Annotated in this window: 10 protein-coding genes, 6 tRNA genes and 3 rRNA genes; all 19 read right to left on the reverse strand. The window is 53.1% G+C overall.

Going from position 1 to position 13,402, the window contains the following annotated elements; translation table 11 throughout:
• Positions 1-77: 77 nt before the first annotated feature.
• The gene (gene rplL, locus ACA064_RS28745; protein ID WP_128872505.1) at positions 78-443 is read right to left on the reverse strand and encodes a 50S ribosomal protein L7/L12; all 366 of its coding nucleotides are present in this window, start codon (positions 441-443) and stop codon (positions 78-80) included.
• A gap of 80 nt (positions 444-523) precedes the next feature.
• Complete coding sequence (gene rplJ, locus ACA064_RS28750) at positions 524-1,024, reverse strand: 50S ribosomal protein L10 (protein WP_497671128.1); 501 nt, start codon at positions 1,022-1,024, stop codon at positions 524-526.
• Positions 1,025-1,222: 198 nt separating this feature from the next.
• Complete coding sequence (gene rplA, locus ACA064_RS28755) at positions 1,223-1,918, reverse strand: 50S ribosomal protein L1 (RefSeq protein ID WP_150642949.1); 696 nt, start codon at positions 1,916-1,918, stop codon at positions 1,223-1,225.
• Positions 1,918-2,349: a 50S ribosomal protein L11 gene (rplK, locus tag ACA064_RS28760; protein WP_003210097.1), complete on the reverse strand. Its 432-nt coding sequence runs from the start codon at positions 2,347-2,349 to the stop codon at positions 1,918-1,920. Before rplK ends, rplA begins: the two co-directional genes overlap by 1 nt.
• A 118-nt stretch (positions 2,350-2,467) precedes the next feature.
• On the reverse strand, positions 2,468-3,001 hold the full coding sequence (gene nusG / locus ACA064_RS28765) for a transcription termination/antitermination protein NusG (RefSeq protein ID WP_150804249.1): 534 nt from the start codon (positions 2,999-3,001) through the stop codon (positions 2,468-2,470).
• Between the two features lie 9 nt (positions 3,002-3,010).
• Complete coding sequence (secE, locus tag ACA064_RS28770) at positions 3,011-3,379, reverse strand: preprotein translocase subunit SecE (protein WP_419708338.1); 369 nt, start codon at positions 3,377-3,379, stop codon at positions 3,011-3,013.
• 45 nt (positions 3,380-3,424) lie between these two features.
• Positions 3,425-3,500, reverse strand: a tRNA-Trp gene (locus ACA064_RS28775).
• 54 nt (positions 3,501-3,554) lie between these two features.
• Positions 3,555-4,748, reverse strand: coding sequence for an elongation factor Tu (gene tuf, locus ACA064_RS28780; RefSeq protein ID WP_489073788.1), 1,194 nt, complete (start codon positions 4,746-4,748; stop codon positions 3,555-3,557).
• 84 nt (positions 4,749-4,832) lie between these two features.
• Positions 4,833-4,908 (reverse strand) — tRNA-Thr (locus ACA064_RS28785).
• 26 nt (positions 4,909-4,934) lie between these two features.
• Positions 4,935-5,008: transfer RNA gene (locus ACA064_RS28790), tRNA-Gly, on the reverse strand.
• A 23-nt stretch (positions 5,009-5,031) separates the two neighbouring features.
• Positions 5,032-5,116, reverse strand: a tRNA-Tyr gene (locus ACA064_RS28795).
• A gap of 142 nt (positions 5,117-5,258) precedes the next feature.
• Positions 5,259-5,705, reverse strand: a complete 447-nt coding sequence (locus tag ACA064_RS28800) for a hypothetical protein (protein WP_497671129.1) — start codon at positions 5,703-5,705, stop codon at positions 5,259-5,261.
• Between the two features lie 7 nt (positions 5,706-5,712).
• Complete coding sequence (locus ACA064_RS28805; protein ID WP_497671130.1) at positions 5,713-6,462, reverse strand: pantothenate kinase; 750 nt, start codon at positions 6,460-6,462, stop codon at positions 5,713-5,715.
• Positions 6,452-7,411 carry a bifunctional biotin--[acetyl-CoA-carboxylase] ligase/biotin operon repressor BirA gene (gene birA, locus ACA064_RS28810; RefSeq protein ID WP_497671131.1) on the reverse strand — a complete coding sequence of 320 codons (960 nt, stop codon included), beginning with the start codon at positions 7,409-7,411 and terminating at the stop codon, positions 6,452-6,454. The genes ACA064_RS28805 and birA overlap by 11 nt, the downstream gene beginning before the upstream one ends.
• A 183-nt stretch (positions 7,412-7,594) precedes the next feature.
• A 5S ribosomal RNA gene (gene rrf / locus ACA064_RS28815) occupies positions 7,595-7,710 on the reverse strand.
• Positions 7,711-7,886: 176 nt separating this feature from the next.
• Positions 7,887-10,778: ribosomal RNA gene (locus ACA064_RS28820) — 23S ribosomal RNA — on the reverse strand.
• A gap of 238 nt (positions 10,779-11,016) precedes the next feature.
• Positions 11,017-11,092, reverse strand: a tRNA-Ala gene (locus ACA064_RS28825).
• A gap of 30 nt (positions 11,093-11,122) precedes the next feature.
• Positions 11,123-11,199 (reverse strand) — tRNA-Ile (locus ACA064_RS28830).
• A gap of 122 nt (positions 11,200-11,321) precedes the next feature.
• Positions 11,322-12,860 (reverse strand): 16S ribosomal RNA (locus ACA064_RS28835).
• The 16S, 23S and 5S rRNA genes sit together here with 2 tRNA genes alongside, the layout of an rRNA operon.
• Positions 12,861-13,402: the final 542 nt, after the last annotated feature.

Genomic DNA, 13,402 nt, shown 5'->3' on the forward strand with positions numbered 1-13,402 from the left:
GGAAAAAGGCCGGTGGCAAGAGCCACCAGCCATCAGCCTTCCGCTTAACGCTTGGGCTGGAGACGCAAAGTCGATGCTTACTTCAGCTCGACTTTAGCGCCTGCTTCTTCCAAGACGGCCTTGGCTTTCTCAGCTGCGTCTTTCGATACAGCTTCCAGAACCATGCCTGGGCAGCCGTCAACTACAGCCTTGGCTTCTTTCAAGCCCAGACCGGTCAGTTCACGTACAGCCTTGATCACGTTAACTTTCTTCTCGCCAGTCTCAACCAGATTGACGTTGAATTCAGTTTGTTCTTCAACAACGGCAGCAACGGCAGCTGGACCTGCGGAAGCAGCGGCAGCGGAAACGCCGAACTTCTCTTCCATGGCCTTGATCAGCTCAACGATTTCCAGAACGGATTTTTCGCCGATTGCTTCGATGATTTGGTCGTTAGTCAGAGACATGACTATAAATTCCTGTATTGGGGTGACGGCCTACGCGGCCATCGAAATAAACAATAAACGTAAAAAGGAGCTGCTCAGCCTCAGGCTGCGACAGCTTCTTTCTGGTCGCGAAGAGCCGCCAGAGTACGAGCCAACTTGCTGGTAGCGCCTTGAATCACGCTCATCAGCTGAGAAATTGCTTCGTCACGGGTCGGCAGAGTTGCCAGTACGTCGATCTGGTTAGCCGCGAGGTAGTTACCCTCGAACGCAGCTGCCTTGATCTCGAACTTATCCTGACCTTTTGCAAATTCCTTGAACAAACGGGCAGCAGCGCCTGGGTGTTCGTTGGAGAATGCAATCAAGGTAGGGCCAGTGAACACGTTGTTGAGCACGTCATATTGAGTGCCGGCAACAGCGCGCTTGAGCAGGGTGTTACGTACAACACGTACGTAAACGCCAGCTTCACGAGCCTCTTTACGGAGTCCGGTCATAGCGCCTACTGTTACGCCACGGGCATCAGCCACGACAGCGGACAGAGCAACTTGGGCAGCCTTGTTGACTTCAGCGACGATGGCCTTCTTGTCTTCAAGTTTAATTGCCACGGGAAAAACTCCTGCTTGTTACCGTTTCATCCAACCGAAGCCGGATGTCGTTTTGGTGTCTGATTCGGTAAGGAACCGGGAGCACCATCTGCGTAGGCTTAAGGTTTAAGACTTGCGTCGCCTACGGTCTTGGATAGCCCCCGCCAGGCAGGGACCCCAATCTTTCAATTGGCGCAATCGCTTGCGCCAACCTGTGTCTTATACGTCCAGCGAGCCTTGGTCGATGACCAGACCTGGGCCCATGGTGGTGCTCAGGGTAACGCGCTTGACGTAGATACCTTTCGAGGAAGCTGGCTTGATACGCTTCAGATCAGCGATCAGGGCTTCAACGTTTTCCTTCAGCTTGACGGCGTCGAAACCGACCTTGCCAACGGAGGTGTGAATGATGCCGTTTTTGTCGGTGCGATAACGAACCTGACCAGCCTTGGCATTTTTAACCGCGGTAGCGACGTCCGGAGTAACGGTGCCGACTTTCGGGTTAGGCATCAGGCCACGTGGACCGAGGATCTGACCCAACTGACCAACAACGCGCATTGCATCCGGGGAAGCAATAACTACGTCATAGTTCAGGTCGCCGCCTTTCATTTCGGCAGCCAGGTCGTCCATGCCTACGCGATCAGCGCCGGCAGCCAGAGCAGCTTCAGCTGCCGGGCCCTGGGTGAACACAGCAACGCGAACAGTCTTGCCAGTGCCATGTGGCAGCACAGTAGCGCTACGAACAACCTGGTCGGATTTACGCGGGTCAACACCCAGGTTTACAGCGATATCAACCGATTCGCTGAACTTGACAGTCGACAGCTCGGTCAGCAGTGCAGCGGCGTCTACAAAGTTGTAGGCCTTGCCTGCTTCGATTTTGCCGGCGATAGCCTTTTGGCGCTTGGTCAGCTTAGCCATTACACACCCTCCACGTTAAGGCCCATGCTACGAGCAGAACCGGCGATAGTACGCACGGCTGCATCCATATCAGCTGCAGTCAGATCCGCGTTTTTGGTTTTCGCGATTTCTTCCAGCTGAGCACGGGTAACGGTGCCAACCTTGACGGTGTTCGGACGAGCGGAACCGCTAGTCAGACCAGCAGCCTTCTTCAGCAGAACCGAAGCAGGGGTGGATTTGGTTTCGAAAGTGAAGCTACGGTCGCTGTAGACAGTGATGATCACTGGAGTCGGCAGACCTGGCTCAATACCCTGAGTACGGGCGTTGAAAGCCTTGCAGAATTCCATGATGTTCACGCCGTGCTGACCCAGAGCAGGACCAACAGGTGGGCTTGGGTTAGCCTGAGCGGCCTTCACTTGCAGCTTGATGTAAGCGGTAATCTTCTTGGCCATGAGGCACTCCAATTACGGGTTCGAACGCCTCGAAAGGCTCCCCGGTTACTTGCGCGTTTATCCCAGTGACGACAAAACCCCACAGCCTTAGGCTGCGGGGTATGGGATGCTTGTTCAGTTATGCCTTTTCGACCTGACTGAACTCTAGCTCTACCGGAGTAGAGCGACCGAAAATAAGCACAGCCACTTGGATCCGGCTCTTTTCGTAGTTAACTTCTTCGACCGTACCATTGAAATCGGCGAACGGACCGTCGGTGACACGTACCACTTCACCCGGCTCGAACAACGTTTTCGGTTTCGGCTTGTCGCTACCGTCAGCAACGCGACGCAGAATTGCTTCCGCCTCTTTGTCGGTGATCGGCGCAGGCTTGTCAGCGGTTCCGCCGATGAAGCCCATGACGCGAGGAGTATCCTTGACCAAGTGCCAAGTACCCTCATTCATATCCATCTGTACCAGCACATAACCTGGGAAGAACTTGCGCTCGCTTTTGCGTTTCTGGCCATTACGCATTTCAACCACTTCTTCAGTGGGAACCAGAATTTCGCCGAAGCCTTCTTCCATGCCAGCCAGCTTTACACGCTCCATCAACGAGCGCATGACATGCTTCTCGTAACCCGAGTAAGCATGCACAACGTACCAACGCTTAGCCACGGGACACCCTTAGCCAACAATCAAGGAAACAAGCCAGCCGAGCAGGGAATCAAGCCCCCACAACAGCAACGCCATAACCAGGACAACAGCCACTACGATCAACGTGGTCTGCGTGGTTTCTTGGCGAGTTGGCCATACGACTTTACGGATTTCGGTGCGAGCTTCCTTAGCGAGTACAAAGAAAGACTTGCCCTTGGCGGTCTGTAGGCCTACAAAAGCAGCTACAGCAGCAATGACAAGCAAAGCGAGTACGCGATACAGGATCGGCGAAGCGGAGTAATACTGATTACCCACAACACCAACAACCACCAAAGCGACTACTACAAGCCACTTGAGCAGATCGAAGCGAGAACCTTGAGCTTCAGCCTTGGGAGTCATCTAAGAAAATCCTGTGAAAAGAAAGCCAGACACACCGAGTGAATCTGGCAGGTCAGGAGGGAATCGAACCCCCAACCTACGGTTTTGGAGACCGTCGCTCTGCCAATTGAGCTACTGACCTAAAAACAAAATCAGGCCGACCATTATGTCGGCCCGACAGAGATACTTCAACAACTTACTCGATAACTTTTGCCACAACACCCGCGCCGACGGTACGACCGCCCTCACGAATGGCGAAACGCAAGCCATCTTCCATCGCAATGGTCTTGATCAGGGTAACGGTCATCTGAACGTTATCACCCGGCATCACCATCTCAACGCCTTCTGGCAGCTCACAGTTACCAGTCACATCAGTCGTACGGAAGTAGAACTGTGGACGGTAGCCTTTGAAGAACGGCGTATGACGACCGCCTTCTTCCTTGCTCAGAACATAAACTTCAGCAACGAACTTGGTATGCGGCTTGACGCTACCCGGCTTGACCAGTACCTGGCCACGCTCGACATCGTCACGCTTGGTACCACGCAGCAACACTCCGCAGTTTTCGCCTGCACGACCTTCGTCGAGCAGCTTGCGGAACATCTCGACACCGGTACAGGTAGTCTTGATGGTGTCACGCAGACCTACAATTTCGATCTCTTCCTGAATCTTTACAATGCCACGCTCGATACGGCCAGTTACAACAGTACCGCGACCGGAAATCGAGAACACATCCTCGATCGGCATCAGGAACGGCTTGTCGATAGCGCGAACCGGCTCTGGAATGTAGCTATCCAGAGTCTCGACCAGCTTACGAACGGCACTGGTGCCCATTTCGTTATCGTCTTGACCGTTCAGAGCCATCAGCGCAGAGCCGATGATGATCGGAGTGTCATCGCCCGGGAAATCGTAAGTGCTCAACAGATCGCGCACTTCCATTTCAACCAGCTCGAGCAGCTCGGCATCATCAACCATGTCCGCCTTGTTCAGGAAGACAACGATGTACGGAACACCAACCTGACGCGACAACAGGATGTGCTCACGGGTTTGTGGCATCGGACCATCAGCGGCCGAGCAAACCAGAATCGCACCATCCATCTGCGCAGCACCGGTGATCATGTTCTTCACATAGTCAGCGTGACCTGGGCAGTCGACGTGTGCGTAGTGACGCACGGCCGAATCGTATTCAACGTGAGCGGTGTTGATGGTAATGCCACGAGCTTTTTCTTCTGGGGCGCTATCGATCTTGTCGAAGTCAACCTTCGCACTACCGAAAACTTCGGAACAAACGCGAGTCAGAGCTGCAGTCAGGGTGGTTTTACCGTGGTCGACGTGACCAATGGTACCAACGTTAACGTGCGGCTTATTACGTTCGAACTTTTCCTTAGCCATCGAAATCACCCTCAGGAGAAGAATTAAGCAAGTCACACTACCCATTAAAACAAAGGCAGATATTTTCATATCTGCCTTGTTATATGGAGCTCTTGAGCGGATTTGAACCGCTGACCTCACCCTTACCAAGGGTGTGCTCTACCAACTGAGCTACAAGAGCGAAACACATTGCACAACCTGAAAACTTGGAGCGGGTAGCGGGAATCGAACCCGCATCATCAGCTTGGAAGGCTGAGGTTCTACCACTAAACTATACCCGCGGAGCTTTCAGCTCGCGCTAAATTGGTGGAGGGGGAAGGATTCGAACCTTCGAAGTCGTAGACGTCAGATTTACAGTCTGATCCCTTTGGCCGCTCGGGAACCCCTCCTAAGCGAGGCAGCATTCTATATCATGCTGCCCTTCTGTCAAGCATTTTCTCATTAAAAACCTGAGGTTAGCTGCGTTGACCTCGCTTTGCACCGTTGACCGTTAAAGGTCTTCACTGCGAAGCGGGCGCCATTCTATGCAAACTATTCGACAGTTGCAATGCCTTCGCACGGCATTATTTTATGTTTTAACTCATTGAATTCTTTAGCAAGGTTTTGCAGCAGCAGCTCATTGGCCAAATGCCGGCTTTCCGGCGCCACCCGCAACCACAAACCGCTGTCGTCTGCGCGAGCTGGCAGCAGTGGCCGAGCCCTGATATCAAGCCCGCTCAAGCGCTGCTCAAGCTCCCGGAGCTTCTCCTGACGAGTAAAACCTCCGACATAGAGGCAATTGCTGTCCGCCCCAGCCGCCTTGGCCTTGTTAAGCTTTGCCAGAGCATCGTCCGACTCACTCAGCAAGCGGATATCCTGCTGCGAACCGCGATACAGGCTCAGCGGCGTCACATCTTTCGCTCGCAGGGGTGCTTCCTGTTGATGCCAGACGTAATAGAACCCATTGAGAACCAGCAACAACAGAAACAACCAGCGCATAAAAACCTCAAGACAAAGGACAAGCCATAGCCAAGCCTACAAATACAAGATCAGGAACAACCCTGGCCCCAGGCACGACTTCGGACACCAGACCCGCATCACCACCGGTGAGAAATACCACAAAATCCTCACCCCAGTAGCTGCGTGCCAACTCCAGCTGCGTCAGGACAAACCCCCTGAGCATCAACGAGCATCCGCGCTCGACCGCCTCAACCGTTGTAACACCTGGAACCAGTTTTTCCAGGGCACGCTCGGCCGCCAGGTCGTCATAGCGGATTCGCCGCGTGTGGGTGCGCAACTGATTGCGCATCAGCGGCATTCCCGGACAGATGAAGCCTCCCAGGTGCTCACCGTCGGCAGCAATGAAGTCCGCTGTCACCGCTGTTCCGAAATCGAGCACCAGGCAGGCTCCGGATGCAAGGTGAAAGCCTCCGAGCATCGCTAGCCAGCGATCCAGCCCCAGCCTCTCGTAATCCTCGTAGCCATTACGAACCCCTGCCATCTCACGAGCCGGCACCGCGCGCGCAATAGAGACACCAAACCCCTCGACTAATGAAGACACCAGCACAGCGGTTTCTTCGTTGGTCCGGACACTGACCAGCCTACAGTGCTTGAGAGCCAGGCCATCAAGCCCACGCAAACTCTCCAGCAAGGCAAGATCCGAATCAACCACACCCTCGGCAAACATACGAGTGGCATCAGCATGAAGCACGCGCCATTTGATGAAGCTGTTACCGCAGTCAAGCTCAAGAATCATTACGCAACCTCAGACTGAGCTCACCACCACTGAAGACTTTTTCCACATCACCTACCTTCAAACGCAGTGCGCCTTGCCGATCGATGCCCATTACAACGCCGTCAATCCGGTTGACTCCGGCAATCAAGGAAACCGCGCACCCTTGCCACAGATGGTTCTGCTCCCACTCCGCCTGGATAGCCGAAAATCCTGACTCCTGATGGCGAAACAAATAGGCCTGGAGCATGTCTCCCAGACGGGCCACCAGTAGATTGCGATCAAAGGCCTTGCCGGTCTCGAGTCGTACCGATGTCCATTGCTGATCGACTTCTTCGGTCATCTGCATGTTCACATTAATCCCGACACCCAACACGACGTGACAGACATCCGCGGGGTCCCCGACCAACTCCAGCAAAATCCCGGCGATCTTCTTTTGACCGACCAGGACATCATTTGGCCACTTCAAACCCGCACCAGAGATACCCAACTCTTGCAGGGTGCGCATTACCGCCAACCCTACAACCAAACTGAGCCCCTCCAGTTGACGCATTCCACCCTCAACGCGCAGCACCAGGCTGTAATAAACATTTTCGGCAAACGGACTCACCCACGTGCGACCACGTCGACCACGGCCAGCAGTCTGCCGTTCGGCCAGCACCAGGAACGGCGCGGCCATCCCGCGCTCTATGGAGCGCAAGGCTTCTGCATTAGTGGAGTCGATGGAATCAAAGACCAGAACAGGCCAGGCACAAGCAGCCGAATGCTCGCTTATTTCGGCAGCACTCAACAGCGTGAGGGGCGCGGCCAGCTGATAACCGCGGCCACGGACCTTATGAATGGACAAACCCAGCTCAATTTCCAGCTGCTGCAGTTGCTTCCACACAGCACTGCGGCTGATGCCCAAAGCAGCACCTAGCGCCTGCCCGGAATGGAATCGGCCATCCTTCAGAAGCTTCAACAACGTCAGCATGCAAGTCTCGCCTCACAATAAGGCACGCATGATAGCTATGAGTTGAGCGGCAAGCTATAAGCTTCAAGCTGTAAGCGAGGTCGCGCCGGGCGCAGCACCGCTTCTCTCTTGCCACTTGCTGCTTTTCCAGCCACAAAAACAAAACCCCTACCTGCATACGCAGATAGGGGTTTCGGAATTTAATCTTGACGATGACCTACTCTCACATGGGGAAACCCCACACTACCATCGGCGATGCATCGTTTCACTGCTGAGTTCGGGATGGGATCAGGTGGTTCCAATGCTCTATGGTCGTCAAGAAATTCGGTAGCCGGGTCGTGGGCCTTTTCAGGTTCACGCTCCAGCGAATGGGTATGTGATAGCTTGGTGTTTTGTGAGTATCTCGAACTTTCGGTTCGTTTCGTCTTCACACACCGCAATCTGGTGCCCTCTCTTTGTTTCCAAAAGCAGGGCCAACAAATTGCTTGGGTGTTATATGGTCAAGCCTCACGGGCAATTAGTATTGGTTAGCTCAACGCCTCACAGCGCTTACACACCCAACCTATCAACGTCGTAGTCTTCGACGGCCCTTCAGGGGACTCAAGGTCCCAGTGAGATCTCATCTTGAGGCTAGTTTCCCGCTTAGATGCTTTCAGCGGTTATCTATTCCGAACATAGCTACCCGGCAATGCCACTGGCGTGACAACCGGAACACCAGAGGTTCGTCCACTCCGGTCCTCTCGTACTAGGAGCAGCCCCTCTCAAATCTCAAACGTCCACGGCAGATAGGGACCGAACTGTCTCACGACGTTCTAAACCCAGCTCGCGTACCACTTTAAATGGCGAACAGCCATACCCTTGGGACCGGCTTCAGCCCCAGGATGTGATGAGCCGACATCGAGGTGCCAAACACCGCCGTCGATATGAACTCTTGGGCGGTATCAGCCTGTTATCCCCGGAGTACCTTTTATCCGTTGAGCGATGGCCCTTCCATACAGAACCACCGGATCACTAAGACCTACTTTCGTACCTGCTCGACGTGTCTGTCTCGCAGTCAAGCGCGCTTTTGCCTTTATACTCTACGACCGATTTCCGACCGGTCTGAGCGCACCTTCGTACTCCTCCGTTACTCTTTAGGAGGAGACCGCCCCAGTCAAACTACCCACCATACACTGTCCTCGATCCGGATAACGGACCTGAGTTAGAACCTCAAAGTTGCCAGGGTGGTATTTCAAGGTTGGCTCCACGCGAACTGGCGTCCACGCTTCAAAGCCTCCCACCTATCCTACACAAGCAAATTCAAAGTCCAGTGCAAAGCTATAGTAAAGGTTCACGGGGTCTTTCCGTCTAGCCGCGGATACACTGCATCTTCACAGCGATTTCAATTTCACTGAGTCTCGGGTGGAGACAGCGCCGCCATCGTTACGCCATTCGTGCAGGTCGGAACTTACCCGACAAGGAATTTCGCTACCTTAGGACCGTTATAGTTACGGCCGCCGTTTACCGGGGCTTCGATCAAGAGCTTCGCGTTAGCTAACCCCATCAATTAACCTTCCGGCACCGGGCAGGCGTCACACCCTATACGTCCACTTTCGTGTTTGCAGAGTGCTGTGTTTTTAATAAACAGTCGCAGCGGCCTGGTATCTTCGACCGGCATGGGCTTACGCAGTAAATGCTTCACCCTCACCGGCGCACCTTCTCCCGAAGTTACGGTGCCATTTTGCCTAGTTCCTTCACCCGAGTTCTCTCAAGCGCCTTGGTATTCTCTACCCAACCACCTGTGTCGGTTTGGGGTACGGTTCCTGGTTACCTGAAGCTTAGAAGCTTTTCTTGGAAGCATGGCATCAACCACTTCGTGTTCTAAAAGAACACTCGTCATCAGCTCTCGGCCTTAGACTCCCGGATTTACCTAAGAGTCCAGCCTACCACCTTAAACTTGGACAACCAACGCCAAGCTGGCCTAGCCTTCTCCGTCCCTCCATCGCAATAACCAGAAGTACAGGAATATTAACCTGTTTTCCATCGACTACGCTTTTCAGCCTCGCCTTAGGGACCGACTAACCCTGCGTCGATTAACGTTGCGCAGGAAACCTTGGTCTTTCGGCGTGGGTGTTTTTCACACCCATTATCGTTACTCATGTCAGCATTCGCACTTCTGATACCTCCAGCAAGCTTCTCAACTCACCTTCACAGGCTTACAGAACGCTCCTCTACCGCATCACCTAAGTGATACCCGTAGCTTCGGTGTATGGTTTGAGCCCCGTTAAATCTTCCGCGCAGGCCGACTCGACTAGTGAGCTATTACGCTTTCTTTAAAGGGTGGCTGCTTCTAAGCCAACCTCCTAGCTGTCTAAGCCTTCCCACATCGTTTCCCACTTAACCATAACTTTGGGACCTTAGCTGACGGTCTGGGTTGTTTCCCTTTTCACGACGGACGTTAGCACCCGCCGTGTGTCTCCCATGCTCGGCACTTGTAGGTATTCGGAGTTTGCATCGGTTTGGTAAGTCGGGATGACCCCCTAGCCGAAACAGTGCTCTACCCCCTACAGTGATACATGAGGCGCTACCTAAATAGCTTTCGAGGAGAACCAGCTATCTCCGAGCTTGATTAGCCTTTCACTCCGATCCACAGGTCATCCGCTAACTTTTCAACGGTAGTCGGTTCGGTCCTCCAGTTAGTGTTACCCAACCTTCAACCTGCCCATGGATAGATCGCCCGGTTTCGGGTCTATTCCCAGCGACTAGACGCCCTATTAAGACTCGCTTTCGCTACGCCTCCCCTATTCGGTTAAGCTCGCCACTGAAAATAAGTCGCTGACCCATTATACAAAAGGTACGCAGTCACCCAACAAAGTGGGCTCCCACTGCTTGTACGCATACGGTTTCAGGATCTATTTCACTCCCCTCTCCGGGGTTCTTTTCGCCTTTCCCTCACGGTACTAGTTCACTATCGGTCAGTCAGTAGTATTTAGCCTTGGAGGATGGTCCCCCCATATTCAGACAAGGTTTCTCGTGCCCCGTCCTACTCGATTTCATGACCAAGAGATTTTCGCGTACAGGGCTATCACCCACTATGGCCGCACTTTCCAGAGCGTTCCGCTAATCTCAAAGCCACTTAAGGGCTAGTCCCCGTTCGCTCGCCACTACTAAGGGAATCTCGGTTGATTTCTTTTCCTCAGGGTACTTAGATGTTTCAGTTCCCCTGGTTCGCTTCTTACGCCTATGTATTCAGCGTAAGATACCTAACTTATGTTAGGTGGGTTCCCCCATTCAGACATCTCCGGATCAAAGTCTGTTTGCCGACTCCCCGAAGCTTTTCGCAGGCTACCACGTCTTTCATCGCCTCTGACTGCCAAGGCATCCACCGTATGCGCTTCTTCACTTGACCATATAACCCCAAGCAATCTGGTTATACTGTGAAGACGACATTCGCCGAAAATTCGCAATTTAACTCACAAATTTTACCTTAGCCTGTAACAACACCAGTGAAAGTGCTGTCCAGTCTATCTTTCTATCACATACCCAAATTTTTAAAGAACGATCTAATCAAAAAGATCAGAAATCAACATTCACCATCACAGTGATGGAATGCTCATTTCTAAGCTTTACAAGTCAGAAGCAGTAAGTGGTGGAGCCAAACGGGATCGAACCGTTGACCTCCTGCGTGCAAGGCAGGCGCTCTCCCAGCTGAGCTATGGCCCCGTATTTCTACAGGCGTGTCCCACACAAAATTGGTGGGTCTGGGCAGATTCGAACTGCCGACCTCACCCTTATCAGGGGTGCGCTCTAACCAACTGAGCTACAGACCCAATTTCGAGCTTGTAACTGTTAGCGTGAGCTATCAGCGTGGAGCTTAAAGCTGCTTCTATCGTCTTCTTCAATGAATCAAGCAATTCGTGTGGGAACTTATGGAGCAGCTGATGTCGTCGATTAAGGAGGTGATCCAGCCGCAGGTTCCCCTACGGCTACCTTGTTACGACTTCACCCCAGTCATGAATCACACCGTGGTAACCGTCCTCCCGAAGGTTAGACTAGCTACTTCTGGTGCAACCCACTCCCATGGTGTGACGGGCGGTGTGTACAAGGCCCGGGAACGTATTCACCGCGACATTCTGATTCGCGATTACTAGCGATTCCGACTTCACGCAGTCGAGTTGCAGACTGCGATCCGGACTACGATCGGTTTTCTGGGATTAGCTCCACCTCGCGGCTTGGCAACCCTCTGTACCGACCATTGTAGCACGTGTGTAGCCCAGGCCGTAAGGGCCATGATGACTTGACGTCATCCCCACCTTCCTCCGGTTTGTCACCGGCAGTCTCCTTAGAGTGCCCACCTTAACGTGCTGGTAACTAAGGACAAGGGTTGCGCTCGTTACGGGACTTAACCCAACATCTCACGACACGAGCTGACGACAGCCATGCAGCACCTGTCTCAATGTTCCCGAAGGCACTCCGCCATCTCTGGCAGATTCATTGGATGTCAAGGCCTGGTAAGGTTCTTCGCGTTGCTTCGAATTAAACCACATGCTCCACCGCTTGTGCGGGCCCCCGTCAATTCATTTGAGTTTTAACCTTGCGGCCGTACTCCCCAGGCGGTCAACTTAATGCGTTAGCTGCGCCACTAAGAGCTCAAGGCTCCCAACGGCTAGTTGACATCGTTTACGGCGTGGACTACCAGGGTATCTAATCCTGTTTGCTCCCCACGCTTTCGCACCTCAGTGTCAGTATCAGTCCAGGTGGTCGCCTTCGCCACTGGTGTTCCTTCCTATATCTACGCATTTCACCGCTACACAGGAAATTCCACCACCCTCTACCATACTCTAGCTCGACAGTTTTGAATGCAGTTCCCAGGTTGAGCCCGGGGATTTCACATCCAACTTAACGAACCACCTACGCGCGCTTTACGCCCAGTAATTCCGATTAACGCTTGCACCCTCTGTATTACCGCGGCTGCTGGCACAGAGTTAGCCGGTGCTTATTCTGTCGGTAACGTCAAGACCATCACGTATTAGGTAACGGCCCTTCCTCCCAACTTAAAGTGCTTTACAATCCGAAGACCTTCTTCACACACGCGGCATGGCTGGATCAGGCTTTCGCCCATTGTCCAATATTCCCCACTGCTGCCTCCCGTAGGAGTCTGGACCGTGTCTCAGTTCCAGTGTGACTGATCATCCTCTCAGACCAGTTACGGATCGTCGCCTTGGTGAGCCATTACCCCACCAACTAGCTAATCCGACCTAGGCTCATCTGATAGCGCAAGGCCCGAAGGTCCCCTGCTTTCTCCCGTAGGACGTATGCGGTATTAGCGTCCGTTTCCGAACGTTATCCCCCACTACCAGGCAGATTCCTAGGCATTACTCACCCGTCCGCCGCTCGCCACCAGGTACAAGTACCCGTGCTGCCGCTCGACTTGCATGTGTTAGGCCTGCCGCCAGCGTTCAATCTGAGCCATGATCAAACTCTTCAGTTCAAACATCTTTGGGTTTTTAGAAAACCCTAAATTTAGCTCAGCAATCGTTGGTTACATCTTTGATTTCTCGCGGAGTAACTTGTGATGCTGATAATCTTGTTGACTATCAGTCTGACTCCACAAGCACCCACACGAATTGCTTGATTCAGTTGTTAAAGAGCGGTTGGTTAAGATCTTTCGTCTCAACCGAGGCGCGCATTCTACGCTTTCCTCTGCTGCTGTCAAGCGGTTATTTTCAGAAGTTTTCAAAGTTTCCTTTGTAACTTCAACCACTTGGCGCTTCCGATCACTCGTTAGCGGGAGGCGAATTCTACAGCGTTACTCGCTGCTGTCAACACCTGTTTTACACCGCTTTCGACCGAGTGGATCGAACCGTTGATAGCGTCAAACCAGCCGACCTTACCAACTCCTTCTGGGCTTCGATGAGCTGAAGCAACTCGCTGCCGAAAACTGCGTAACTCTTTGTTTACCAAGGAGTTTTCCGTTTCGACTGCGCCGGAAGTGGGGCGAATTATAGACTTCCAGGATCTGCCGTCAACCCC

This window comes from Pseudomonas sp. LBUM1658 (genome assembly GCF_059716055.1).